The sequence below is a fragment of the Halomonas denitrificans genome (assembly GCA_019800895.1).
Classification (GTDB): Bacteria; Pseudomonadota; Gammaproteobacteria; order Xanthomonadales; family Wenzhouxiangellaceae.
The window spans coordinates 764,902-790,682 of record JAHVKF010000003.1 but is presented as its reverse complement, the minus strand read 5'-3'; the positions used below and the strand labels follow the sequence as shown (position 1 = coordinate 790,682).

The window sequence follows — 25,781 nt, the reverse complement described above, 5'->3', positions numbered from 1 at the left end:
GTGGTAAACGGCGGATTCAATCGCCACGAAAGCGCCCGGGATGCCCGGGCGTTCTTCTATCCGACCGAACGAGTTGCGCGCTATTCGGCGATCGTGCAGGATAAAACTGGCGTTTGGCGGAAAGAACTGGTGGGAAATCATGCGACTGCTTCGTGGCAAGCGGCGAACCGGGAGAAATTCGGCGGTTTTTGCACGAGTTTCCTTTACCCGGTACTTTCGCCGCCTAATTTGGAGTTATGTTTCCAAACGGAATTCTCTTGCCGGTTCACATTGGAAATTTCAGAGGAGAAAAGGATGACTCTTAATGACCTGCTAGACCAAATCTATCGTTCAAATCAGGATTCGGCAGTCGTTGAACGAACGAAAGTGGTCACGGGCAACACTGATGGGTCTGGAAATTACCCGCGACTAACCATCAAACTCGATTCGAATGAATATACATTCAGGAAAACAGAGGACGGTTGGGTTCCAGAATGACCAGTCTGGAAATTCTATGGAGCCTCTGAATCGATCACATAACAACGCATCCAGCGCGGACGCCGATAAAGCCGGCGCCGGTCCACGCAAACGTAATTCATACTAGAAGGGAATTTCATGACTGTTGAAACAATCAAAATTCTCGCTGCCTTAAGCAGCATTATTGGCTCAATTATTTTGGCATATAGAGTCACAGGCATCCTAACGGCCGTCTCGTTGGTCGCAGAATGTCATGAATTAAATATTCAGCAGTTAATGCCAAACCAAACTGGAGATATTCAAAATCTTGGGAATTCAACTGCACACATAGAAAGAGCGCAGAAGAAGAGGCTTTTAATTACCGGCTTCGCCTTTCTAATAGCATCGGGCATCTTGCAATTGGTGGCACTTTTAGTGGCAAACACATAACAAGCCGCTCAAGCATTTTCCGGCCCTTCGGGCCTCCACCGGCCGAGGCTAAGGCCGCGCCGCTTCACTCAGACGTTAGCCGTCACGGTCCAGCTTAGATGGATATTGAAACAATTAGAAGGGTAGTTCTGAGCCGTCACCTCTATGAATTGGCGGCGGGATCGCTACGTTCAGCCAATGATATGCATCTGTTTGCCGCCGCGAATCTCATGCAAGACGCGGTGGAAGCGTTTTTGGTCGGTTTGGCAGATCACTGTCAATGCGACGTTGATCAAAACACCAGGTTTGATCGCTACTTTGTTCTAATCAATGAGAAAATTAAACCGAAAGAACTTCCGTTCAAAGCTAGATTGCTCAGACTGAATCGTGTACGCATTGATTCAAAGCACTATGGAATCCAGCCTGCGCGAGATGAATGCGACCGCTTGTTAGTGGCTGTTCGCGAATTTTTTGACGAGGTTTCTACATCGGTTTTTGATCGCCCGTTTGCATCGATTAGTGCCATTGATCTATTGAGGGATGGCGAGTCCAAAGAACTACTAAAGGAGGCCCAGGAAGCACTTTCAAATGACGACCATGAGGGATGTGCTATCGCTTGCCGCAAAGCGTTGTACTGCGAGATTGAGCACCGCTACGATATAAGCGAGTACTTCGACGGGGAGCCGAGAGGCTTGCGGGCTGGACTGTCATCCGCTCCTTTTTATGCCAAGAGTAGGGATTTCATTGAGGAGAATGTGCGTGAGCCCACAGGTTTCATTGTTTATGACCATGCGCGGGTTAATGAGCACTTGCTGATATCGGGTGCTGACAACACTGCCTTTTGGAATGTATGGAGACTGACCCCAGAGGTGTTTAAGCGCAAGAATGGGAACTGGGTCGTAAAGTACGACCTTGCAAAGCTGGACGCCAAAGTGCTCACCGAAAAGATCGAGTACATATTTTCGGCTACGCTTGATGTAGTGCTGTCTTTGCACCGGACATGGCAGGCAACCCAATCCGGTCACCATGAACGCTTTTATTTAGATCTGTCCAGAGAAGAAGTTCCTGTATATGCAAAAGCCGATGCCACATCTGAAGTTTCGGCGATTACGCCACCGGGGGTGACGCGACTAGACACGGACTATTGGGTCGAAGGATTGAAGGGGGATGGCCCATATTGGCACGTTTGTCATTTTGACGGGGAGGTTTTTCTTTATGGGTTCATCCACGCCGAAGCTGTTTCCTGAACAGCCAACAAATCGTTGCAGCGGACGTTTGAACCGCCAATGATTCACTCCCCAAAAGCAAGCGTCGCCTCTACCGTAGCTGAACTAAGGCGGTAGCCGCCAGGTCGTGGCTTTACTTAAGACTCCGATCGACATGGAAACACGTGGACACCCATGTTCTAGGGAATTTCTGTAGTTCTGAGAGAACGTGGACACACATGTCCTGGGAAATCTCTGTAGCTGAATTCGAGCACTTCTCCGATTTTCCCGTCTGAGCTCGGGCGCCAGACTGCAGATCGATCCAAACTCGGTCCGCCCGATGCCCCTTCCTCGCTGCCGCATTGTCTCGCTCGAAACCACGCTGCACTACCACGTGACCACTCGCATCGTTCGGAGCCAGTGGTTTTATGGCTTCGATCTACAGACGGGCCGTGATGTCATCCGCAATCATCTGGACACCGGAATCGCGGTAAAACTGGCCTCGAGAATCTACTTGACGGCCAAGGAACGGTGAACGGACTCTAAACCTATAACTCAAAAGCCTGACCTGAACTTCAAGCGCAGGTATCGATTTACCTTTCGAAGAGCAGGCTTTCCGTGCTTCTGGCGGACGTGACGACGTAGTTGAGTTGCGCCTTCACACATGGTCTGGCATACCGGGCATTTGAAGCGGCGGTGAACATCGATAATATGCTTTCTTAGCTTCCTCGTTTTTACATGCGCGTTGCACTTTGGACATGCTGAAAAGCCGGAAGCAGGTGCGGGTCCATATCCATGCCCGGCACTCCAAACCCTCTTTCGAACCCCTCGTAGTGTCTTTGATTCACTCGATCCCGCGATCACTCGCTCACGTTCAGGCTTCTTGGCCTTATCCTCGAGATTTCTGCGCTCGTGGTCGATCTTAGTCATCCAAATCTCTTTGGGGCAGCCAGGAAAACCGTTGACAAGCATGTCTCACTCTGCATCGGAAATATCCGCCGCTCGCCTCCGCTCCCTTAGCTCGATTTTCATATCAATGTAATTCGACAGAAACCAAGAAACAATCATGCCTCCCACGGCAACTGCAGAGATGACTGGCACATTGAAGTTGTAATCGGACGGATCTCTGAGTACGTGAATGACTGAGCCTAGCCCAAGACCTCCGAGCAACCCGCCAGTCGCCATTGAAATAAGACCAAACGCTCCCATGAATGGTCCGGCGAACCAGACAGTGACTCCGACTACGGCAAAGGCCCCGATCCCGAACAGCCAGCCAAGCCCGCCGCCCATCACGATATCCCAGTTCTTTTCCCAGAACGACTTCTCTTCTATCCCGAGGGCTACCGCGAGCAAGAGAGTGATGTAGAACACGACTCCAATCGTGCTCACTCTGGCTGCCAAATGCAGCGCGCTTCGACGTCTGTCTTTCAATTTTTCATTCCTCTCTCGGCTGCATCGTTGATTGAGCCTCATTTCCATCCGTACCGTATCTTCACAGTTCAGGCAAGCGATGTACAGCCTATTGAGCGCTCGTGTTTAACCGATGTCAGGCTCTTTTTGCAGTGGCTGAAAACCTGCCAAGCCACCCGAGACATCCTCTCTTTTGTGCCTACCTACATGCTGCCGGCCGATGTCGGTGCCGCGGCGGACTCCGCTGCGGATTATCACCGGCACGCGGCCGGCGACGCCAGTCGATTTGATGATTCGAGCGCCCGGGGCTAGCATCCTACAGTTGCTCACCGCTCGGTCGCCCGTCGGCGCGATAATGAAGTCTTAGGCTGGCGCCGGGACTCGAGGGGCAAAGGGATCTTAGGAGTGAAACGATGAAAGTAGGTGCACCGAAAGAGACCGCACCGGGCGAAGCGCGCGTCGCGCTGACGCCCGAGAGCGCGGGCCGGCTGCAGAAGCTGGGCTACGAGTGCCTGGTCGAGGCCGGGGCCGGGGCGAAGGCGTCGATCACCGACGAGGCCTACGCCGAAGCCGGCGTCACGGTCGTCGATTCGGCGGAGGCGCTCTGGAAGCAGGCCGACATCATCATCAAGGTGCGCGAACCGTCGGAGGCCGAGATCCGCAAGGCGCCCGACGGCAAGACGCTGATCTCCTTCGTCTGGCCCGCCGCCAACGAAGACCTGCTCGAGCAGATGAAGGCGAAAAACATGACCGTGCTGGCCATGGACATGGTGCCGCGGATCAGCCGGGCGCAGAAAATGGACGCGCTGTCGTCGATGGCCAACATCGCCGGCTACCGCGCGGTGGTCGAGGCCGGCAACCACTTCGGTCGCTTCTTCATGGGCCAGATGACGGCGGCCGGCAAGGTGCCGCCGGCCAAGGTCCTGGTGGTCGGCGCCGGCGTGGCCGGACTGGCCGCGATCGGCACTTCCGTGTCGCTGGGCGCGATCACACTGGCCTTCGACGTTCGCCCCGAGGTCGCCGAGCAGATCGAATCGATGGGCGCCGAGTTCGTGTTCCTCGATTTCGAGGAGGAACAAAGCGATGGTTCCGAGTCCGGCGGCTACGCGGCGCCGTCCAGCCCCGAGTTCCGCGAGAAGCAGCTCGAGAAGTTCCGCGAGCTGGCGCCGGACGTCGATATCGTCATCACCACGGCGCTGATCCCGAACCGCCCCGCCCCGGAGCTGTGGACCAGGGACATGGTCGAAGCCATGAAGCCGGGCTCGGTGATCGTGGATCTCGCCGCCGAGCGCGGCGGCAACTGCACGCTGACGAAGGCCGACGAGAAGTTCGTGACCGACAACGGCGTGACGATCATCGGCTACACGGACTTCCCGAGCCGGATGGCGACCCAGGCCTCGAACCTGTACGCCACCAACATCCGCCACATGCTCGACGACCTGACGCCGGACAAGGACGGTCGGCCGGTCGTGAACATGGACGACGACGTGATCCGCGGCGCGCTGGTCACGCACGAGGGCGAGATCACCTGGCCGCCGCCGGCGCCGAAGGTCAAGGCCATTGCGGCCGCCAAGCCGAAGAAGAAGGAGCCGGAGGAGACCGCCGCGCAGCGCGCCGCCCGCGAGACCGCCGAGCTGAAGAAGACGCTGAACCGGACCGGGCTGCTGCTGGGCCTGGGCAGCCTGGCGATTCTCGGTCTCGGCACCGTTGCGCCGCCGAGCTTCATGCAGCACCTGGTCGTGTTCGTGCTCGCCGTGTTCGTCGGCTACCACGTGATCTGGGGCGTGGCGCACTCGCTGCATACGCCGCTGATGGCGATCACCAACGCGATCTCCTCGATCATCATCGTCGGAGCCCTGCTGCAGATCGTCTCCGGCAGCTTCCTCGTGATGATCCTTGCCGCGCTATCGGTCCTGATGGCCTCGGTCAACATCTTCGGCGGGTTCCTGGTGACCCGCCGGATGCTCGCCATGTTCCAGAGGAGCTGAGGCCATGCAGATCAATGAAGGCCTGATCGGTGCCGCCTACGTGGTGGCCGCCGTGCTGTTCATCCTCGCCCTCGGCGGGCTGTCGAACCAGGAGAAGGCCAAGCGCGCGATCTGGTACGGCATCGTCGGCATGGCGCTGGCCGTGGCGGCGACCGTGGCCGCGACCACCGGCGCGGCCGGCATCGGTCAATACATCCTGATCGCGCTGATGGTCGTCGCCGGCGGCATCGGCGGCTGGATCGTCGCCAAGCGGGTCCAGATGACCCAGATGCCCGAACTCGTCGCCGGCTTCCACAGCCTGGTCGGCCTGGCCGCGGTCTTCATCGGCATCAACGCGCACCTGGAGATGGTCCGCGCACTCGATGCCAAGGCCGCCGGCACGGTCGGCGAGCTGGCCGGCTTCGCCGCCACGATCGCCAAGAAGACGCCGGTCGAACTGAGCATCCTCAAGGTCGAGCTGTTCCTCGGCATCCTGATCGGCGCCATCACCTTCACCGGCTCGATCATCGCCTACGGCAAGTTGTCCGGAAAACTCGGCTCGGCGGCACTCACCCTTCCCGGCCGTCATCTGCTGAACCTTGTCGCGATCATCGCCTGCTTCGCGCTCGGCTACCTCTACCTCGGCGGCGCAGGGCTGTGGACGATGCTGCTGGTCGCGATCATCGCCGGCGCGATCGGCTGCCACCTGATCCTGGCGATCGGCGGCGCCGACATGCCGGTCGTGGTCTCGATGCTGAACTCCTACTCGGGCTGGGCTGCGGCGGCCATCGGCTTCACGCTCGGCAACGACCTGCTGATCGTCACCGGCGCGCTGGTCGGCTCCTCGGGCGCGATCCTGTCCTACATCATGTGCAAGGGCATGAACCGATCGTTCGTGTCGGTGATCCTCGGCGGCTGGGGCGGCGAGACCACCTCGGCCGAAGCGGTCGACGGCGAGATGGTCGAAGCCCACGCCGACGCCGTGGCCGCGGCGATCCAGGATGCCGACAGCTTGATCATCGTGCCCGGCTACGGCATGGCCGTGGCCCAGGCCCAGGCCGCTGTGTCGGAGCTGACCAAGAAGCTCCGCGGCCAGGGCAAGTCGGTCCGGTTCGCGATCCACCCGGTCGCGGGCCGCCTGCCCGGTCACATGAACGTGCTGCTGGCCGAAGCGAAGGTGCCGTACGACATCGTCCTCGAGATGGAAGAGATCAACGAGGACTTCCCGAGCACGGACGTCGTGATCGTCATCGGCGCCAACGACATCGTCAATCCGGCCGCCCAGGACGACCCGGGCAGTCCGATCGCCGGCATGCCGGTGCTCGAGGTCTGGAAGTCGCGCCACGTATTCGTCTGCAAGCGCGGTCGCGGCACCGGCTACTCGGGCATCGAGAACCCGCTGTTCTTCAAGGACAACACGCGGATGTTCTACGGCGACGCAAAGGACTCGATGGACGCGCTGCTGAAAGAGCTGGGCTGACGGTCGGACCGCGTCCGGCGCGACCGGGCGGCCCGCCCGGCGGCCGCGGGATCAGTCGGCGGCCGCTTCGTCGTGGTAGGACGCCACGCGCTCGACCTCGGATCGTGAGCCGAGGATCACCGGGACCCGCTGGTGCAACTCGTCCGGCTCCACCTCGAGCATGCGCTGGCGGCCGGTGGTGGCGGCACCGCCAGCCTGCTCGATGAGCATCGCCATCGGGTTGGCTTCGTACATCAGGCGCAGCTTGCCGGCCTTGCCCGAGGCCCTGATCTTCGCATCTGCCGGGTACATGAAAATGCCGCCGCGGGTCAGGATGCGGTGAACCTCGGCCACCATCGAGGCGATCCAGCGCATGTTGAAGTTCTTGCCCCGGACGCCCTGCTCTCCCTCCAGGCACTCGGCGATGTAGCGTTCGATCGGTGCATCCCAGTGACGGCGGTACGACATGTTGATCGCGAACTCGGCGGTCTCCTCAGGCACGCGCACGTCTTCGCGGGTCAGCAGGAATTCGCCGAAGTCCCGGTTGAGCGTGAACATGCTGACGCCGTCGCCGGTGGTGAGGACCAGGATCGTGGCCGGGCCGTAGAGGCAGTAGCCGGCCGCGACCTGCTCGGTGCCGGGCTTGAGGAAATCCGCTTCGGTCGGCTTCTCGACGCCCTCGGGGGCCTTGAGGATCGAGAAGATCGTGCCCACCGAGACGTTGACGTCGATATTCGACGAGCCGTCCAGCGGGTCGCACAGGACGAGATAGTTGCCGCGCTGCGCGCCTTCAGGAAGATGGTAAATCGTGTCCATTTCCTCCGATGCCAGCCCGGCGATGTGCCCGTTGTGCTGAAGCGCCTCGATCATCAGGTCGTTGCTGATCACGTCGAGCTTCTTCTGCTGTTCGCCCTGCACGTTCTCGGACTCGGCCGCGCCGAGCACGCCGACGAGATCGCCCTTGTTGACCAGGTCGGAAATCCGCTTGCAGGCCACGGCAATGTCGTTGAGCAGGCCCGTGAAGGTGCCGCTGGCGCCTTGGAAGCCCTTCTGCTTGTTGATGGTGTAGTTGGTGAGCGTGGTGCCGATGCGCATGGAGAAAACCGGGGCGATGGGTCAGGAGGATCGAACCGCCGGAAGTATAGCCGCTCGTCGGTCCCCATCCGGCGCTGAGGCAACCGGCAGGCGGGCCGAATCGACGCGGACGTGGCGCTGCCGACGGAACGTCGCAACGACCTTCGCCCGCACCCGCCTGCGCAACGGGCCGTAGCGGGAACGAACGAAAGCGAGGACCGATGACCGGCCGGGCCGGCCGGTCATCGGAATCGGTGGGGGTGCCTCAGCGGCGCAGCGCGACCGGAGCCAGGCCGCCGATCAGCAGCAGCAGGACCAGCAGGCCGATCGGCCCGAGCGCCGGAATGGTCTCGGCCGGGGGAATCGGCGGGCCGCTGGCGGCAGGGACGCCGTCGCTCTCGACCGCGCCGATATCGCAGACATCACCGCCGTCGATCACCAGCTCGCGCTGGTCGGCCAGGGTGCAGGTCGCGTCGCCGGTATCCGGCGCGGCCGGGTTGCCGGCGTCGATCGCCGGGCTGCCCGGGTTCGGCAGGTAGTTGGGCGTGGAGCCGCCGTTGAGGCCGCGCGGACCGAGGTCGGGGTTGGTCGAGGGCTGGTCGCCGGACGCCACGAGGTTGCAGGTGCCGTCGGAATCGATGTTCCAGCCGAGCGACGTGACGCCCGGGCCGCAGTCGAAGCCGGGGTTGTTGGCCACGATGCTGTTGCTGATGGAAACGGAATGGCCGCCCGGACCCACGTAGATCCCGCCACCGATGTCCTCGGCGTCGTTGGCGACGATCGTCGAGTTCCGGATGACCACGGTGCTCGGACCGAAGCCGCCGCGCAGACCGCCGAACACGGCAAGACCACCGCCGACCCGGCCCGAAGACGGCGCGCTGTTGCCGGCCACGGTGGAGTCGAGCAGCGTGAGCGTCGATCCATCGACGCTGATGCCGCCGCCGGAATTGCCGTCGGCCAGGTTGTCGAGAATGGCGCAGCGCTCGATCGTCAGATCGGTCGATTGATCCGCAGCGATTCCGCCACCGTTGAAGCCCGCGGAGTCCCGAACGATGCAGTCCCGCATCACGACCGTGGCTTCGCGGATCAAGACACCGCCACCGCGGCCGCTGCGGCCGTTGGCGATGCTCAGCGCCTCGATGGTCACTGTGATCGTTCCGGCAGTGATATCCAGGACACCGTTCGCGTCGTCACCAACGAGCTCGGTCGACTGCGCGCCATCACCGAGGATGTCCATCGACACGGTGGGCGTCAGGGCACCCAGCGTCAGCGTGTAGACGCCGGCCGGAACGAGGACGCGGTCGCCGGCGGCGGCGGTGTCGATGGCGTCACGCAGGGAACAGTCGCCGTCGGCACAGCTGCCGTCGCTCTCGTCGACGGTGGTGTCCACGTTGATGTCGGCGGCGTGCAGCGGCAGCGCAAGCAGCAGGCTGAGGGCGCACAGCGCCCGGACCAGGTTCAATTTCATCGGGCAAGCTCCGGAAGGGAAAAGAGGTTCGAAAAAGCGCGCACAGTGTAGAGCAGTTCGGCGGCCCGGGGTTGGGCATTCGAGACCGGACACCGGGGACGTTTTCGAAGCCTGCGACCGGACCGTTCACCGCCCCGTCGGCGGCCCGGTCTACGGCCTGTGTAGCAGCAATCAACCTAGGTTAATGACGACCGGCCGCCCTGCCCCCATACTTCGACCCGAATTCATCACTGGAGCAATCCATGAACAACGATCAGGCAGAAGCCAAGTGGGACAAGTTCAACGCCAAGGTCAAGCAGCAGTGGGGCGAACTGACCGACGACGAGGTCAAGAAGGCCGAAGGCAACAAGGACGAGCTGATCGCCCGGATCCAGGAAAAATACGGCGAGAGCCGGGAAGCGATCGCCAAGAAGCTCAACGATCTGGTCGACTGAACGCCGCCGACTCTCCATTGGCAGCACGCGTGATGCACGCATTGGCCCGGTGGCCGCTCCTGCGGCCGCCGGGCCTTTTTCGTCTCGAGCAGGCACTGTCCGACCGCCTCGGCCGCGATGTCCGCCGCTCCCGGGTCATCGCGCCGTCATGTCGTACCGGTCCAACGACGTTCGAGGCGGCGCGCGGCATGCTTGAAGCCGGGAACGCGTCGGCGCCCGAGGCGACCTCGAGCCGCAGGGTCGCGCCGAGCCGCGCGGCGACCGGTGCCTGCATGGCGCCACCACGCCGCCGCGCCGCGGGCGCATACTCGGAGCATGGGCGCATGCGTCCTCCGGGGCGAACCGCCGACTCGCGCGCGATGCAGACCGGTACGGCCACCGAACGGCCCGACGGACGATCGACCCGACCCAGAGCCGAGTAGACCCGTATGGACAAGCTCCTCGATCCGCTCTTCGAACTGCAGCCGCTGACGGTCTACCTCCTGATCGCCGTGTTCTGCTGGACCGAAGCGGCGTTCTTCCTGGGGTTCGTCACGCCCGGCGAGCTGGCCGTCGTGACCGGCGGCATCCTCGCCTCGCGCGGCCAGGTCCACTTCGGCGCGCTGCTCGGCATCGTGTTCTTCGCCACGGTGGCCGGCAATGCCACCGGCTTCTTCCTCGGTCGACGCTTCGGCGACGACCTGCTGCAATCGGCCTTCCTGCAGCGTTTCCTGAGCGGCCCCATCCAGAAGGCCCAGGACTTCATGCTGCGACGGGGCGAATGGGCCATCGTCGTCGGGCGCATCTCCACGCCGACACGCATCATCACGCCCTTCCTGGCCGGTTCCGCGGGAATGAGCTACCGACGCTTCTTCGTGTTCGACCTCATCGCCAGCCTGCTCTGGGCGTTTTCCTTTCTCACCCTCGGCTACCTGCTCGGCGAATCCTGGGGCCTGATCCAGGACATCAGCGGCGCGGCCGCGATGCTGGTCCTGGTCCTGTTCTTCACGGCCCTGATCATCCGCTGGATCGCGAAGCGCGTCGCGGCCAACCAGCGCCGGGTCAAGGCCTTCTTCCGGCTCGCCTTCCGGGTCACCGGGACACGCGGCATCGCCCGAGCGCTGCGGCCGTTCTTCGTGTGGCTTGCCTGTCGGCTCGATCCCCGCCTCGCCCAGGGTCTCAGCCTGACGATCTGCTTCCTGGCGCTGGTTGCCGCGATCGGCGGCGCCGGACTGGTGTTCAGCCAGACCGAGGAAATCTGGGGCCTGGCGCGCATCGACTACCCGGTGCTCGAGTGGATGGTCGCGACCCGAACGGAGGAAGCCGTTGCCATCGCCCGGGCCGCGCTGCTGGCGTTCCATTGGCCCGGTATGGCGGTCCTGATGCTCCCGGCGATGGCGCTCGTGTACCGCTACGCCGACTGGATCGCCGCGCTGCGCTTCGGCGTCGGCGTGATCGGAGCGACCGGCGGCGCGTTCCTTCTCGACCGCTTCGTGCTCTCCGGACACGTGGAGAACGCCGAGTTCCCGTCCGTGCCGGTAGCGGCAGTGGCGGCCCTGCTCGTCCATGCCACGGCGCTGACCGCACGATTGAAGGACTGGGCCGGTGCGGTGGCCTGCGCGGCGTTCGCCACGTTCATCGTGTTCACGGTTGGGCTCGGCACCGTGGTCGCCGGCTGGGCGGCGCCATCCGGGATCGCTCTCGGTCTGGCGCTCGGCATGGCCTGGGCCGCGGCTCTCGAGCTTCCCTGGACGGCGCTGGACAACGACTCCGACGACTCGGGAGACGCCGACAAGGATCTCGCGAGCACCGAGGCGGCAACCGACTCGCGACCGGACCCGAATGCCGCCTGAGCCGACCCGCGCCGATCGCGCGGCGGCCTGCAGGTCGATCCGTCGCCTGCGGCGGATGTGTTAGCTTGATGGATTGAATTCAACGACAGGAGGCTGCAATGGCAACTGCGACCGAAAAGGAACTGGAAGAACTCAAGAAGGAATTTGCCAGCCTGAAGGGCGAGCTGTCCGAGATCGGCAACATCGTTTCCCGCATCGCCCAGACCGCGACCGACGAAGGCAAGGAGCGCTTGCAGGCCGCGGCGGACCGCACCCGCGATACGGCGAAGGAGAAGTGGGGCGCGTTCGAGAAGGAAATCGAGGAACGTCCGATGACCAGTCTCGCGATGGCGCTGGGCATCGGCTTCGTGCTGGGCAAGCTGCTCGACCGCTGAACCCGCCGATGCAGAACCGCGCAACGACGTTTCGAAAACCGGAATCAGGGAGAGTCGTGCAATGATCGGCAAGATCAAGCGTCGCGTCGAAACCGGCGCGCTGGTGACCGTTCTCGTCGTGCCCCTGGCGCTCTGCGTGGTGGCGTTTCTCGGGGTGGCGGGGTACTTCGCGTTCCGTGAATCGCTGCCGCCCGACCTGGCAGCGCTGGTCACTGCAGCGTGCGGGGTCGTCCTGATCGCTTTGATCCTGCTGACCGCCCGCATCGCCAACGCCGTTCGAGGCGCGTCGTCGAACCGGCGGCGTAGCGAGGACGAGCTGGAACTGGGCAGCGAGCTCGAGTCCCTGCTGCGCGAACACGCCGACCCGGTCCTGAGCGACTGGGTACGCCGGAATCCCGACAAGGCGGCCATCGCCACCCTGGCGCTGGGGGTAGCGGCCGGTTACAGCACCCAGTTCCGCCGCGTGCTGTTCGATCTCTACTCGCGCTACACGGAAACCGAAGAGCTCCGTCGGTCGCGCCGCGACTGAGGCCGGGTTCGAATCACCCCGGAGCGACTGGCGGCGCGCCTGCGCCGTCACGACTGCTGCGCTCGAGCGGATGCTGAAGCGTTCACCACGTCTCGCCCCGCCGCGCCCGATTTCTCTTACGTAGGCGTAACCGCTGCCCCAGGACCGGGAACACCCGGAGACGCGAGGCCCTTCCCTGGCGCATCGCGTCAGCGACTCCAGCGACTCCAGCACGCCGTGCAGCTTGGCCCCTACGCCTTCTCGATGCGGCAAGGGAGCCGGCAGGACGAGACCGTTCACCCGGCGCGACCGCGCCCACGGACCCGCTCGATCGGCGCCGGCGCTTCGACCCGCGAACTGAACAGCCGAATAAAAAAGGCCCCGCACGAAGCGGGGCCCTGGGGTCGTGCTTGATCCGAACGCGTGCGTCAGCCGTTCCGGCCGAAGCGTGCCCGACCGGCGAAGACGGCCAGCGCGGCGAGGATCAGGGCCAGGACGGCGATACCGGCGACCGACAGGGTCGGAACGGTTTCCGCCGCCGGCAGGACGACACCGGACACGGGCAGTGCGGCCCGCGACCAGCCATCGGCGAGCGGCAGGTCGGAGACCTGGGTCAGCGCCCCGGTGCCCGGGTCGATCGACCACAGCTGGGCGCCGGTGGCGTTGGTGCCGTAGTCTGCGTCGACTTCCGGCGTGAAGTGGGCGACCAGGGCATAGATCGCGCCGCCGGCTTCGATGATGGCCACATCCCGGTGAGCGCGCTGCGTCGTCGGCGTGGTGACCTGGTCGAGCTGGGTCAGGGTCGCGCCGTCCCACGACACGGTGGTCAGCACGTCGCGGCCGCCGAGCACCCACAGGCTGCCGTCCGCCGTGCCGGCGATATCGACCGCCGTTCCGCCGCCGATGTTCAGCAGGTCGATCTCGGCCGGTGCGTCGGGATTGGCCAGGCTGTACGCCGCGATGGCATTGTTGTTGAGCGCCGTCATCATCGCACCGCTCGGCAGCAGCACGTTGCCGTTGCCGTACTCGTCATCCAGAACGCCGGTGACCGCATCGCCGGCGACCGAGAACACCGAGTTGCCGAGATAGAGCCGGTCGTTCTGGAACAGCAGGCCGTGATAGCTGGTGCTGCCGCCCTCGGCCAGGAAGCTCAGGTCGCCGGTGCCGGGATCGACCGAGAAGATCTCGATGCCGTCGAGTTCGTCGTCATCGATGTACAGGCGCGAGCCGTCCGGCGAGAAGGCCATGCGGGTCGGCGCACAGAAGCCTTCCTGGCCGGGATAGCCCGTGTCCATCTCCGTGCCCTGGGCGCAGGAGATGCCGTCGTTGAGGAAGGCATCGTTGTTCATGATGTAGGCCGGGCCGACGTAGCTGATCGTCGAACCGCTGACCTGGAACTTGTCGACGCGCCCGTTCCCCCAGCAGCCGATGGTCCCGTCGAAGCACGGATTGTTCGACGAGGCGTAGATCATGCCGTTGGTCGGGTGCTGGACGACGTGGAAGATCTGGTGGATCTGCAGGACTTCGGCGGGCGGAATGGTCGCGGAGTCGAGGATCGACAAGGAGCCGCCGGAGGTGTCGACCAGGTAGAGTGCGGGGCCGCTGTTGACGACGGCAAGTTGCTGGGCATTGGCCAGGCCGGCGAGCGCCAGCAAGGTCACCGCAAGTGCGGCTTTGAATCGGGAAACGCGCATAGACCTACTTCCTCTGCATGGATTTGGGATTCGTCCGGTGCAATCGAAGGCCCCGAAAGTCCGGCGCATGCGTATTCGGGCCCACGTCTCGATCCCCCCGGGGACCCCTGGAATTATGCCGTCCGGAGGCGGGAATGTAAAATCGGACCGACGAGGAAAGGCCGACGCGGCCCGTCCGCATCAACCTGCCGCCCGCTTGTCCTTGCCGACGAACTCCACCCGCCGGGCCCGGGGGAAGCTGACCCGGAACGAGGTGCCGACACCCAGCTCGCTCTCAGCCTCCAGGGGCCAGCCGAACCGGCGACACAGGCGGGCCACGATGGCCAGCCCGAGACCGTAGCCCTCGTTCGAGCGATCGTGGGCGCGATAGAACGGTTCGAAGGCGCGCTCGAGATCGGCGTCGCTCATGCCGCAGCCCGTGTCGCGGACGGTGACCGAATGCGCGTCGACGTGCACGCTCACCTCGCCGCTTTGGGTAAACGTCATGGCATTGCGCAGCAGGTTATGGAAGATGATGCCGAGGACCCGCTCCGGCGCCTCGGTCTCGAGCAGGACGTCGGCCGACATCGAGGTCTTCACGTCGGGACGATCGACGGCCCGCCGGACCTGGTCGAGCTGCTCGGCGACGAGGTCGTTGAGCACCACCGACGACCAGGACAGCTTCGACTCGGACTCGCGGGCCAGGATCAGCAGCGTCTCGACCAGCGATTCCATGTCTCGAACCGTGCGCGCCATGCGCTCGTAGGTGTCGCTGCGCCGCGGCGAGTCGGGATTCTTCTTCAGGATGTCGAGGTTGCCCTTGAGCACCGCGAGCGGGGTGCGCAGCTCGTGGGACGCGTTGCGCGTGAAATTCCGCTCGCGCGCGACGAAGCGCTCGAGACGTGTGGTGAACTGGTCGAAGGCGTTGACCAGGGCCAGAACCTCCGTATCGGTGGTGTCGGTCATTTCCTGAAGACGGAGCTGATCGAAGCGGCCTTCCTGGAAATCGAAGTTCCGCACCGCGTCGGCAAGTTGCACCATGGCAGAGACTGCACGCCGGCTCATCAGGTAGCCCAGCCAGGTCAGCACGTAGATGATCAACAGGACCCCGGTCAGCGGGGCGATGCCGAAATAGAACGCCAGGTTCGAGACCTGGTTTTCATCGAACACCAGGTAGAGCGTCTGCCCGTCGCGCTCGGAGACATGCAGGACCGGCGCCGTGCCTGCGCCGGTCTCGACCCGCCCGAAGCCGGGTTCACGGTCGGCCAGCCAGTCGGGCAACGGTGCCGTTGCGCCCGGTCCGCTCAGGTAGCCGGTCAGGTTGTCGGTGTTCGGCAGCGGAAAGGCAGGATCCGCGGCGCGATTTTCCCAGAAGTGCTCCGCTTCCCCGTTCAATGCCTCCTGCACCAGGACCTGCTCGACCACCAGCGCGGCGGCATAGACCCCCAGCACCGTCGCTGCCGAGATGGCCAGCACCTGCAGGATGAACACCCGGATCAGCTTGGTCCGGATGCTGCCCTTGAGAAGGCGGTTCAAGGGGCGCACGACGTCACCGCCTCTCGAACCGGTAGTGGGCGACCGGCCACTCGGAACCGCCGTTGTACGCGAACAGTTCCTCGCAGGCCATGAAGAACATCCGCCAACGCTGGACCCGGATTCGCGCGGGCACGTCGCTGCCGTCGTTCTCGAACAATGCCAGCGCAGCGTCGCGATTGCGATCGAGGTTGTCCAGCCAGGCACGGGACGTTCGTGCGTAGTGCCGGCCGTCGACCAGCCATCGTCGCGTGACCCGCAGGTGGTCCTGGAACCGGAAGAAGGTATCGGCCGACGGCATCAGGCCACCGGTGAAGAAGTGTTGGCCCATCCAGTTGTCGTCGCCCTGCGTTTCGAACGGGTACATGAGAAAGCGGTGGCAGAACACGTGGACGAACAGCTGGCCGTCATCGGTCAGCCAGCCGGCGATCCGCTCGAGCAGTCTGCGGTAATTGCGCACGTGTTCGAACATCTCCACCGACACCACGCGATCGAAGGTCCGGTCGAGCTCGAGGCGGTTGACATCGCAGGTCAGGATTTCGATGTTGTCCAGCCCGCGGTCGGCCGCGCGCGCAAGGATGTGACGGCGCTGCGAGGCCGAATTCGACACGCCGACGATGCTCGATCCGGGGTACTGTTCGGCCATCCACAAGGTCAGCGACCCCCAGCCGCAACCCAGTTCCAGGACGGCCTGCCCATCCTGCAGGCCGGCGCGCTCGCAGGTCAGCGCCAGCATCGCGGCCTCGGCTTCGTCCAGCGAACGGACGCCGTCCGGAAAATAGGCCGACGAGTACTTCAGGTGCCGGCCCAGCGCCAGTTCGTAGAAACCGGCAGGCACCTCGTAATGCTGTTCGTTGGCGGCCTCCGTTTCAAGCGCGATTTCGGATTCTCGCAATTCGCCGATCCGTCGTTCGAACACCTCGCCCTGGCGTTCGACATCGTCGACGAACTCTTCCCGCAATCGCTGGCGTAGAAGGCGGCGGATCGCCTGGCGGATCAGCGTGTCGGGCACCCAGCCCCGCTCGGCCCAGTCGATGGCACTCATCCTTGCACAGTCTCCATTGTGTTCTTCCCTTCGCTCGCGGTCCTTGCCGCCCTGCGTTCCTGCTTGCTTCCGTCGCTGGCCAGGGGTTCGCTACCGGGGCCCAGGATGCGGAACAAGGACCCGGTAAGGACCGCCCAGACCGGCCCCATGCACAACACCACCACCCAGTCCGGCGCGATCCAGTCCACTGCGCCGACACGGGACGCCATCGCATAGGACAGCGGCGATCCGACGGTCGCCAGGAGGACCCACAAGCGCCAACGGCGCCCGAACACCGCGAGCGAATGATGCACGGTCAGCCCCAGCGCGATCCAGAGTCCGGTCAGCCACGCCGGCTGGAACCCCTCGACGGGCCATTGCATCGCGTAATCGACGACCCCGGTCCGGATCCACAGGGTATCGACGAGGACCCCGGTAAACGCGAACGCGGACAGCGCCCGGACGTCGCCGGCGCGCCGGTTGGCCGGGTGCAGCGTCCAGGCCAGCATGCCGCCGATCAGAAGCGCGGCCGGCCAGAGGGTGCCGTAGGCCGCGCCCAGCACGCAGGCCGGCCAGGCCAGCTGGAAAAACGCCTGGTTGATCCAGAAATCGCGATCCGCCCGACTCATCGCGAGGCCTCCTTGGCCGGGATGCCGGGCTCAGGCACGGGACTTCCGGTAGCCGGGCCTGGCCATCAGCAGGTGTACATCGCTGATGGCCCGCTCCCGGAAACCGCCTTCGCAATAGGCCAGGTAGAACCGCCAGCGGCGGCGGAAGGCCTCGTCGAAGCCCAGGTCCTCGATCCGCGCCCAGGCCGATTCGAAACGCTCGCGCCAGGCGCGCAGCGTGCGCGCGTAGCTTTCGCCGAAGTCGAACAGCTCGACCAGGCCGAGGTCGCTGGCCCGCGCCATCGAAGCGGTGATCGCCGAGACCGAGGGAATGAAGGCCCCCGGGAAGATGTAGCGCTGGATGAAATCCACGCTCTTCAGGGCATCTGCGTAACGGAAATCCTCGATCGTGATGGCCTGGACGAGCGCGAGCCCGTCGGGTTCGAGACGGTTCCGGATCACCTGCAGATAGGTGTCGAGGTAGTCCGCGCCGACGGCCTCGATCATTTCCACCGAGACCAGCTTGTCGTACCGCCCTTCGAGGTCTCGATAGTCGGTCAGCAGGACTTCGATCCGATCCTCCAGCCCCGCGGCGCGAACGCGCTCGACCGCGTGTGCGTGCTGTTCCTTCGAGATCGTCGTGGTCGTGACCCGGCAGCCCGTGGTCTGGGCCATGTAGACCGCCAGGCCGCCCCACCCGGTGCCGATCTCCAGCAGGTGATCGTCGGGACCGAGTTCGAGCTTCGCGGCGATCCGGGCGAGCTTGTTCTCCTGCGCCCGCTCCAGGCTGTCGTCCGCCGACTCGAAGATCGCGGACGAATACTGCATGCGCGGGTCGAGCCACTCGGCGAAGAACGCATTGCCCAAGTCGTAGTGCGCCGAGATGTTCCGGCGGCTGCCGGCCAGGCTGTTGCGGTTTCTTCGGTGCAGGAGCTTCAGCAACCAGCCGTAGATGCGCGCCCCGCCCTTCTCCATCTCGGCCAGGGCGCTTCGGCTGGCGGCGAGGACACGGATCACCGCGACGAGATCGGGACTGTCCCAGAGGCCCGCCATGTAGGCCTCGCCGGCGCCGACGCTGCCGCCGGTCGCCATCATCTTCCAGAAGTGAAGATCGTGCACCACGACCTCGCCCTCCAGGCCGGTTTCTGCGCCGATCGCGTGTTCGCCCTCGGCGTCGCGGATCGTGAGGCGGCCGCCGTCAAGGCCGTCCAGGCGTGCCAGCACCCGGGCGCGACACCACCGCTCGAGGTGGGATGCGCCGGACGAATCGGCCGCCGCCGCGGTCTCGAAATCAGCGCCGGGCATCGGTGTGCTCGCTCGTGATCGGCGCGTCCCCGGGATGATCATGGAACGGAACTCGCTTCAAGTACAACATGAGGGCCTGCCAGTAGATGCCGCCGACGACCTTCAGGGCCAGCAGCGGAAAGGTCAGCGGAAGGCGGCGCATCGAGGCGGTGTCGAGATCGGACAGCGCGAGCCGCATTCCGGCGTCGAACAGGCGCGAGTCTCCGTCCCCGGGAGTGACTCGCATGTGAACGTCGAGCGAGTCGTCGCGGAGCCGGAACCGCCAGTCGTAGTCGAGATCCATCGGCAGGAAGGGCGAGACGTGGAAGGCCTTGTCGAAGCGGAACCGGTAGTCCGGCCCCGGCTGCTCCCGGGCATCGAGCACGTAGGCGTGCCGCTCGCCCCACGGCGTGTTGTGGACCTCGGCGAGGATCGCGATCAAGGGCCCGTCGGCCGCGTGGGCGAAATAGATCGTCACCGGGTTGAACGCCAGGCCCCACTGGCGAAGATGCGTCAGCATTCGAACGGTTCCGTCGGGACGCACACCGAGCCGCTCCTCGATCCGATCGCGCACTGCATCGCCGAGCGATTGCTCCGGCCGGTGCGGCGACTTGAAGTAGTCGTCGCGGCGGAAGCGCACCAGGCCGAAGCGACCCAGCGACCACAGGCGGGACCGGGCGAAGCGCTGCTCCAGTCGGTCGACGTCGAGCAGGCTGAACCACAGGCGGTAGCGAAACGCGTGGTCGCGGGGCGCCACGCGCCGATGCCACACGGTTCCGGTGCCGTACTGGTCCTCAGGCCGCCACATCACGCCCCCGCCCGACCTGGGTCATCCGATCCACCACCCGCACCGCCGACCGAACCGCGTCTTCGTGAAAGCCCCAGCCCCAGCAGGCGCCGGCGAAGGACACCCGATCGATGCCGTCGATCTCACCGATGCGCTGCTGCGCACGGACCATTTCGGGGTCGTAGACCGGATGCCGGTAGGCGCGCCGCTTCAGGATCCTGGCCCGGTCGATCCGCTCGGTCTGGTTCAGCGATACGATCAGCGGCACGTCGTCGGGCAGGCCCTGCAGCTTGTTCATCCAGTAGGAAATCGATGCACGCTCGTCAGTGCCATCGTCATTGCCACCCGCGTCGCGCCGCACGACCCAGGCGGCCCAGGCCTTCGGGTGCTTCGGCATCCGGGTCGCGTCCGTGTGCAGCACCGTGTCGTTGTCCTCGTAGCGGAACTTCGACAGCACATCGCGCTCCGTGGCGCTCGCGGACTCGCCGAGCAGGGCCAGCGCCTGGTCGGCATGACAGGCAAGCACGACATGGTCCGCTTCGATCGCACCGTCGTCGAGGCGGATCACGACGCCCTGCCCCATTCGTCGAACGGCGCGCACCGGAGAGTCGACACACAGCGTGCCGTCGAAGCTGTCGACCGCCGCCTCGACGTAGCGCTGGCTGCCGCCGGTCACGGTCCGCCACTCGGGTCGGCCGTCGACCTGCAGCATGTCGTGGTTGCGCATGAACTCCAGCAGGTAGCGCATCGGGAACCGGCGCACGGTGGCCGACGGCGACGACCACAAGGCGGACGCCATGGGAATCAGGTGGTCGTCGGCAAAGGCCCGCCCCAGGCCGCTCGGCCCGTCCAGCCAGTCGCCGAGCGTCAGGGTGTCATCCATCCCGTCCAGCAGCCTCGGTGCGCGCCGATAGAACTTGAGGATGTCGCCGACCATGCCGAGGAAGCGCGGCGAGAACAGGTTGCGTCGCTGACAGAACAGGGTATTCAGGGTCGTGGCGTTGTATTCCAGCCCGGTCCGCTCGCAGCTGATCCCGAAGCTCATGTCGCTGGCGTGCGAGGCCACGCCGAGACGCTCGAGCCACGCGCTGAAGTGCGGGTAGTGACGATGGTTGAAGACGATGAACCCGGAATCGACATCGACCGGTTCCGCCATGCCCGGCGCCTGGACCCGATGCGTGTCGGCATGGCCGCCCGGGCGACCGTTCGCCTCGATCAAGGTCACGTCGTGCTGCGGGTCCTTGCTCAGGTGCCAGGCCGCGTACAGACCGGCCACGCCGCCGCCGACGACGGCGATTCGACTCACGAGCGGACTCGACGCGCTTCGCGAACGCCGGCAGGCACCGGCTTCAGGTCGGACACGAGCCCGAACCAGGACATGACCTTCAGGGTGAGATAACTCATGTCCACCTCCCACCAGTAGAAGCCCTGGCGCGCCGAGCCGGGGAAATGGTGATGGTTGTTGTGCCAGCCTTCGCCCAGCGTCAGCAGGGCCAGCCAGACGTTGTTGCGCGAGTCGTCGCGGGTGGCGTAGCGGCGGCGGCCGAATCGGTGGGCCAGGGAGTTGATCGTCAGGGTGACGTGGATCAGCGCGACGGTGGATACGAAATAGCCCCATACCAGCAGCTGACCGCCCGACGTGCCGAGCCCCGGCGCGACGCGTTCGAGCACGCTACCGAGCACGAACAGTGCGGCCGCGTAGCCGATCGGCACGAGCAGGTCGAAGCGATCGAGCAGGCGCAGCTCCGGATAGCGCGCCAGGTCGGGGATCTGCTCCCACTCGGTCCCGAAATGCCGACGGCTGAGGAACCAGCCCATGTGCGACCAGAACAGGCCCTTGCGCGGCGTGTGGGGATCACCGGATCGATCCGCACGCTTGTGGTGACGACGGTGATGGGCGGCCCACCAGAGCGGTCCGCGCTGGGTCGCGCTGGCGCCGATCAACGCGAACAGGAACTGAACCGGGCGCGATGTCCGGAAGGCCCGGTGCGAGAAATAGCGGTGGTAGAACGCCGTGATCGCGAACATCCGTAGCAGGTAACTGGCGACACAGACGGCCACGGCCGTCGCCGAGATGCCGACCAAGAACACCGCGATGCAGGCCAGGTGCAGGCCGATGAACGGAACGACCCGGGCGAGGTCGATCCGATGCTCGGCGCGGCCCGGTATCCCGTCGGACTCGAGTTGCTGGGTGTCGAACCAGGCCAGGAAGGACTTCAACATTCAGAGGGTTCTCGTTCGGATGCGCGTAGTATGCCGGTGGAATGCTCACCGCTGCCGGTGAACCCGCCGTGAACCGTCCGCGCCGAACGCCCCCCGGCGCGTCACCCATCGACGAGTTCACCGACGGTTGACGACCACCCCCCACACTCCAGCTATGGCTGATTCCTCGAAGAAAACGCCCGCGGTCGCGCTCGCGACCGCGTTCGCGATTGCCCTTGCGCTTCTCGCCGCCTGGTTGTGGTGGACGCGCCCCACCGGAGTGAGCGACATGGATGCCTATCGCAACGCGCTGGACACCTTTCCCGGATCGACCGCGGCGATCGATGACGGCCTCGAACGATTCGGCCGCACGTTCGCCGACCTGACCGCCGACGATGTCGGCGAGAGAATGCGCGAACTGTACGCCGATCGGCTGTATTTCAACGACACGCTGGTCACGCTGGAGAGCAGCGAGGCGGTCGGCGACTACATGGCCAGCACCGGTGACAAGCTGCAGGTCAGCCGGGTCGATGTCGACCACACGCTACGGGACGGCCACGAGGTCTACGTGCGATGGACGATGCACTTCGAAACGGCGGCGTTCGGGATGAAGGTCGAATCGAACAGCGTCGGCATGACCCACCTGCGCTTCGACGAGGCGGGCCGCATCGTCCTGCACCAGGACTTCTGGGACGCCGCCGGCGGCCTTTACGAACACCTCCCCATCGTCGGCGCCATGCTTCGCACCGCCAGGCGGATGATGAAGTAGATCCTGCCGGGGAGCATTTGAAAGGCGTTTTCTCGCAGAGACGCGGAGACGCAGAGATCGAACCGAAAGGCCTGTAGGAGTGAGCTTGCGAGCGAAGATTCGGTTGATTCCTCGAAGGCCCAACGGACCGCTCGCAAGCTCACGTCTACAGGTGAACGAGTCGTTTTCCCTGCCATGGTGGTGCCGAGGAATCGCGCCGGGCATCCGTGACGCCCCGCGCATCGTCTCCCCGGCCAAGCGCAGCGCAGAGCCGGAAGCACAATGTGTTTCGGCTTCTCCGTATCTCGAGGCCATCAGCGGCCACTCGTTCGGGATGGCATGGTGACTTGGACCTCCGAACGGTTACTCGCTTTTCTCTGCGTCTCCGCGTCTCTGCGAGAAACGCCTTTCTTTTCTCAGAGCATCCGCGACAGCGGCCTGTGCCCTGCTCGATCGCGGATCAGGGCACCCGCGACGTGCAGCGGCAGGAGGACGGTGACCGACCACGCGCCCAGGTAGTGGATTCGGTGCAGGCGTTCGGACCAGTTGCCGACGGCGACCCCGTCGCCGAACGGTGCCGGGCCCAGGTGGGGGTCGAGGACCCAGACGCCGAAGCCCAGCAGCGGCAACCCGAGCAGCAGCAGGTAGAAGGCGCCATGGACGAAGCCGGCCAGCGCGCGGCGTGCCGGCGCAGACTCCGTGCGGGCGGCCTCGAACAAGGCCCGCGATCGACGACGGATCGTCAACCGCCAGGCCGTCAGCGCGAACACGACCCCGCCGGTGACCAGGTGCCAGGGCAGCACCACGGTCTTCAGCGGGTCGGTCCGGTCGAGGGTACCCATCCACAGCCCGAACAGCACCATGCTGACCAGCAGCAACGCCAGCAGCCAGTGCAGCTGGCGAAGCCGCTTCGGGTAGCGGACAGGCTCGCCGGTCAACGCCGGGACCGGACGGTCGCGGCTGGATCGACGACCGGATCGGCGATCGGATCCGCGATCAAATCGGCGATCGAATCGGCGATCAGATCAACGACCACAGCGCAGCGAACTCGTGCACGTCCAGGTTCGACGCCACGGCGCGGTTCTCCATCGCCTCGACGATCCCTTCGCCCTGGCGCTTGCTGAAGTAGCCGCGGATCGCACGCTCGAACTTGTCTTCGAGCAGCGGGATGCCCTCGTCGCGGCGGCGGCGGTGGCCCACGGGATAGTCGATGCTGACCTGCTCGGTCTTCGAACCATCCTTGAAGAACACCTGCACCGCGTTGCCGATCGCGCGCTTGTCGGCATCGAAGTACTCCTCGGTGAAGCGCGGGTTCTCCTTGACCGTCATCCTGTCGCGCAGCGCGTCGATGCGCGGGTCGGCGGCGACGTCGTCGTTGTAGGACTCGGCGGTCAGGGCGCCGAAGATCATCGGCACGGCGACCATGTACTGGATGCAGTGGTCGCGGTCGGCGTAGTTGTTCAGCGGCCCGGTCTTGTCGATGATCCTGACGCCGGCTTCCTGGGTCTCGATCTCGATCCGCTCGATGTCGTCGAGGCGGTCCTTGACCTGGTCGTGCAGCTTCAGCGCGCACTCGACCGCGGTCTGGGCGTGGAACTCGGCCGGGAAGGAGATCTTGAACAGGATGTTCTCCATCACGTAGCTGCCCAGCTCGCGCTCCAGCACGAGGTCGTTGCCCTTGAACAGCACGTCCTGGAAGCCCCAGCCCTTGGCCGTCAGCGCCGACGGGTAGCCGATCTCGCCCTTCATGGTCAGCAGCGCCAGCTGCACGGCGCGACGGCACGCGTCGCCGGCCGCCCAGCTCTTGCGCGGGCCGGTGTTCGGCGCGTGGCGGTAGGTGCGGAGCGCCCCGCCGTCGATCCACGCGTGGGTGACAGCGTTGATCACGTCGTCGCGCGAGCCGCCCAGCATGCGGGTGACCACGGCGGTCGACGCGACGCGCACCAGCAGCACGTGGTCCAGGCCGACGCGGTTGAAGGAGTTCTTCAGCGCCAGCACGCCCTGGATCTCGTGGGCCTTGATCATCGCTTCGAGCACGTCCTCGACGCTGAGCGGCTCACGGCCCTCGGCGACTTCCGTGCGCGAAATATAGTCGGCCACGGCCAGGATCGCGCCCAGATTGTCCGACGGATGCCCCCACTCGGCGGCCAGCCAGGTGTCGTTGAAGTCGAGGTAGCGGACCTGGACGCCGATGTTGAAGGCGGCCTGGACCGGGTCCAGCTCGAAGTGCGTGCCGGGCACGCGCGCCCCACCCTTCAGGTCCGCACCGGGCACCACCGGCCCAAGCAGCTTGACGCACTCGGGAAAGCGCATCGCCAGCATCGAGCAGGCCAGCGAGTCCTTCAGGCAGTAGTGGGCCGTCTGCCAGGCCTCCTCGGAGGTGATCTCGTAGTCGCAGACGTAGTCGGCGATCTGCTGGATCAGGGCATCGGGCTCGGGGCGCGCAGCGGCGCGAATATCGACTTCTCCGCTCATGGACGGGCTTCCTCGGGAAATGGTGAAAGGTCAGCCCGCTATTTTATCAGCGCTGGAGGGGTCGACGGAGGCCGGGCGGGCCGGCGAAAAGCAAAGGCAGAGGATGGACGCGAAGACGCGAAGAGAAAAGCGAAAGCCTTTGAAAAATCGCAGATGATCGCGGATGAACGCGGAATGGGCATGGGATACTACCCCGCTGTGATCCCGGGCGGAGCGATGCGACGGCCTGTGCTGAATTCGATCGCATCGCCGCGGTGCGGTTCAGCAAACTCGCGCGACTGCCGCTCGGTGTAGTAATCCGGGACCCAGCGTATTCGACCGTCGGCCGCGCGCAGGGGAGCCTCCACGTTCACAGGGATCAACACCACCGCCGCGTTTCCGCAGAGGCGGCGTGCTAGGATTTCTCCAGCGTTCGAAGAACCTGCAGTCCGACATGAATCTCCGTTTCCGACCGACCCGACGATGGCGCGCCGCTTCGGTGGCGCTGCTGATCCTGTTCCAGGGTCTGATCGTTATTGCCGAAACTGCGGGTCCGGATTCGAGCGACGAGCCGGTCGTTGTGGCCGCGGGCATTGCGGCTTCGGGCTGTGGCGAGGGCGATTGCAGCGAGCCCACGACGGCGTCCGGCCCGGGTGAAGACCTGCCCCATGGCGGTTCGTGCGAACACTGCTGCCACGCCAGTGGCCACGGGTGCCACCTGGCCATCGCGTTCCAGCCCTTCGTGTTCGGAACGGTATGGCGAGCCGGGCGAATCAACACCGAACCCCTGGCCCTGACCGGGCGGGCCCTGCCCCGCATCGAGCGACCGCCCATCTCCTGATCCCGGTACTGTTCACCCTTTCCGGCCTCCAG

At 64.7% G+C, this 25,781-nt stretch carries 24 protein-coding genes; 11 read left to right on the top strand and 13 right to left on the bottom strand.

The window, feature by feature from the left end; genetic code table 11:
* The 3 genes from KUV67_12135 (at window position 1) to KUV67_12125 (ending at window position 2,111) form a co-directional block, all read left to right on the top strand.
* Window positions 1-477, top strand: a complete 477-nt coding sequence (locus KUV67_12135) for a hypothetical protein (GenBank protein ID MBY6205633.1) — start codon at window positions 1-3, stop codon at window positions 475-477.
* A gap of 117 nt (window positions 478-594) precedes the next feature.
* Entirely contained in the window at window positions 595-885 is a 291-nt protein-coding gene (locus tag KUV67_12130; GenBank protein MBY6205632.1) for a hypothetical protein, read from the top strand.
* 98 nt (window positions 886-983) lie between these two features.
* Window positions 984-2,111 (top strand): hypothetical protein, encoded by a 1,128-nt coding sequence (locus KUV67_12125; GenBank protein ID MBY6205631.1) that lies wholly within the window; start codon window positions 984-986, stop codon window positions 2,109-2,111.
* A 933-nt stretch (window positions 2,112-3,044) separates the two neighbouring features.
* Here the strand turns inward: KUV67_12125 and KUV67_12120 are convergent.
* Window positions 3,045-3,440, bottom strand: a complete 396-nt coding sequence (locus tag KUV67_12120; GenBank protein MBY6205630.1) for a hypothetical protein — start codon at window positions 3,438-3,440, stop codon at window positions 3,045-3,047.
* A gap of 452 nt (window positions 3,441-3,892) precedes the next feature.
* On the opposite strand from KUV67_12120, the gene KUV67_12115 reads away from it, so the two are divergent.
* The gene (locus KUV67_12115; protein ID MBY6205629.1) at window positions 3,893-5,467 is read left to right on the top strand and encodes a Re/Si-specific NAD(P)(+) transhydrogenase subunit alpha; all 1,575 of its coding nucleotides are present in this window, start codon (window positions 3,893-3,895) and stop codon (window positions 5,465-5,467) included.
* Window positions 5,468-5,471: 4 nt separating this feature from the next.
* Window positions 5,472-6,926, top strand: coding sequence for an NAD(P)(+) transhydrogenase (Re/Si-specific) subunit beta (locus KUV67_12110; protein MBY6205628.1), 1,455 nt, complete (start codon window positions 5,472-5,474; stop codon window positions 6,924-6,926).
* 51 nt (window positions 6,927-6,977) lie between these two features.
* Here the strand turns inward: KUV67_12110 and KUV67_12105 are convergent, their stop codons facing one another.
* Together KUV67_12105 and KUV67_12100 are read right to left on the bottom strand one after the other, a co-directional pair.
* A complete protein-coding gene (locus KUV67_12105) occupies window positions 6,978-8,000 on the bottom strand; it encodes a class 1 fructose-bisphosphatase (GenBank protein ID MBY6205627.1) in 1,023 nt (340 codons plus the stop codon).
* 244 nt (window positions 8,001-8,244) lie between these two features.
* Window positions 8,245-9,447, bottom strand: a complete 1,203-nt coding sequence (locus KUV67_12100) for a right-handed parallel beta-helix repeat-containing protein (protein MBY6205626.1) — start codon at window positions 9,445-9,447, stop codon at window positions 8,245-8,247.
* A 242-nt stretch (window positions 9,448-9,689) separates the two neighbouring features.
* Between KUV67_12100 and KUV67_12095 the strand changes: the two genes are divergently transcribed.
* The 4 genes from KUV67_12095 to KUV67_12080 all read left to right on the top strand — a co-directional run bounded on the left by KUV67_12095 (window position 9,690) and on the right by KUV67_12080 (window position 12,616).
* Entirely contained in the window at window positions 9,690-9,881 is a 192-nt protein-coding gene (locus KUV67_12095) for a CsbD family protein (GenBank protein ID MBY6205625.1), read from the top strand.
* A gap of 428 nt (window positions 9,882-10,309) precedes the next feature.
* Window positions 10,310-11,713, top strand: a complete 1,404-nt coding sequence (locus tag KUV67_12090) for a DedA family protein (GenBank protein ID MBY6205624.1) — start codon at window positions 10,310-10,312, stop codon at window positions 11,711-11,713.
* 98 nt (window positions 11,714-11,811) lie between these two features.
* Entirely contained in the window at window positions 11,812-12,087 is a 276-nt protein-coding gene (locus KUV67_12085; protein ID MBY6205623.1) for a hypothetical protein, read from the top strand.
* Window positions 12,088-12,148: 61 nt separating this feature from the next.
* Complete coding sequence (locus KUV67_12080; protein MBY6205622.1) at window positions 12,149-12,616, top strand: hypothetical protein; 468 nt, start codon at window positions 12,149-12,151, stop codon at window positions 12,614-12,616.
* A gap of 407 nt (window positions 12,617-13,023) precedes the next feature.
* Here the strand turns inward: KUV67_12080 and KUV67_12075 are convergent, their stop codons facing one another.
* From KUV67_12075 to KUV67_12040, 8 genes are all read right to left on the bottom strand, one after another.
* A complete protein-coding gene (locus KUV67_12075; GenBank protein ID MBY6205621.1) occupies window positions 13,024-14,289 on the bottom strand; it encodes a hypothetical protein in 1,266 nt (421 codons plus the stop codon).
* 180 nt (window positions 14,290-14,469) lie between these two features.
* On the bottom strand, window positions 14,470-15,804 hold the full coding sequence (locus tag KUV67_12070; GenBank protein ID MBY6205620.1) for a HAMP domain-containing histidine kinase: 1,335 nt from the start codon (window positions 15,802-15,804) through the stop codon (window positions 14,470-14,472).
* Window positions 15,805-15,817: 13 nt separating this feature from the next.
* Window positions 15,818-16,846 (bottom strand): cyclopropane-fatty-acyl-phospholipid synthase family protein, encoded by a 1,029-nt coding sequence (locus KUV67_12065; protein ID MBY6205619.1) that lies wholly within the window; start codon window positions 16,844-16,846, stop codon window positions 15,818-15,820.
* Window positions 16,843-17,454: a DUF2878 domain-containing protein gene (locus KUV67_12060; protein MBY6205618.1), complete on the bottom strand. Its 612-nt coding sequence runs from the start codon at window positions 17,452-17,454 to the stop codon at window positions 16,843-16,845. The genes KUV67_12065 and KUV67_12060 overlap by 4 nt, the downstream gene beginning before the upstream one ends.
* Before the next feature lie 30 nt (window positions 17,455-17,484).
* Complete coding sequence (locus KUV67_12055; protein ID MBY6205617.1) at window positions 17,485-18,738, bottom strand: cyclopropane-fatty-acyl-phospholipid synthase family protein; 1,254 nt, start codon at window positions 18,736-18,738, stop codon at window positions 17,485-17,487.
* The gene (locus tag KUV67_12050; GenBank protein ID MBY6205616.1) at window positions 18,725-19,528 is read right to left on the bottom strand and encodes a DUF1365 domain-containing protein; all 804 of its coding nucleotides are present in this window, start codon (window positions 19,526-19,528) and stop codon (window positions 18,725-18,727) included. The genes KUV67_12055 and KUV67_12050 overlap by 14 nt, the downstream gene beginning before the upstream one ends.
* Complete coding sequence (locus KUV67_12045; GenBank protein MBY6205615.1) at window positions 19,512-20,810, bottom strand: FAD-dependent oxidoreductase; 1,299 nt, start codon at window positions 20,808-20,810, stop codon at window positions 19,512-19,514. Before KUV67_12045 ends, KUV67_12050 begins: the two co-directional genes overlap by 17 nt.
* Window positions 20,807-21,727: an acyl-CoA desaturase gene (locus KUV67_12040; GenBank protein ID MBY6205614.1), complete on the bottom strand. Its 921-nt coding sequence runs from the start codon at window positions 21,725-21,727 to the stop codon at window positions 20,807-20,809. The genes KUV67_12045 and KUV67_12040 overlap by 4 nt, the downstream gene beginning before the upstream one ends.
* 268 nt (window positions 21,728-21,995) lie before the next feature.
* Between KUV67_12040 and KUV67_12035 the strand changes: the two genes are divergently transcribed.
* Window positions 21,996-22,475: a nuclear transport factor 2 family protein gene (locus KUV67_12035; protein MBY6205613.1), complete on the top strand. Its 480-nt coding sequence runs from the start codon at window positions 21,996-21,998 to the stop codon at window positions 22,473-22,475.
* A gap of 395 nt (window positions 22,476-22,870) precedes the next feature.
* On the opposite strand, the gene KUV67_12030 is transcribed toward KUV67_12035, so the two are convergent.
* Together KUV67_12030 and KUV67_12025 are read right to left on the bottom strand one after the other, a co-directional pair.
* Complete coding sequence (locus KUV67_12030; protein ID MBY6205612.1) at window positions 22,871-23,392, bottom strand: cytochrome b/b6 domain-containing protein; 522 nt, start codon at window positions 23,390-23,392, stop codon at window positions 22,871-22,873.
* 82 nt (window positions 23,393-23,474) lie between these two features.
* Window positions 23,475-24,929 (bottom strand): bifunctional 2-methylcitrate dehydratase/aconitate hydratase, encoded by a 1,455-nt coding sequence (locus tag KUV67_12025; GenBank protein ID MBY6205611.1) that lies wholly within the window; start codon window positions 24,927-24,929, stop codon window positions 23,475-23,477.
* Between the two features lie 478 nt (window positions 24,930-25,407).
* Between KUV67_12025 and KUV67_12020 the strand changes: the two genes are divergently transcribed.
* Window positions 25,408-25,749 carry a hypothetical protein gene (locus KUV67_12020; protein MBY6205610.1) on the top strand — a complete coding sequence of 114 codons (342 nt, stop codon included), beginning with the start codon at window positions 25,408-25,410 and terminating at the stop codon, window positions 25,747-25,749.
* The last annotated feature ends 32 nt before the right edge of the window (window positions 25,750-25,781 follow it).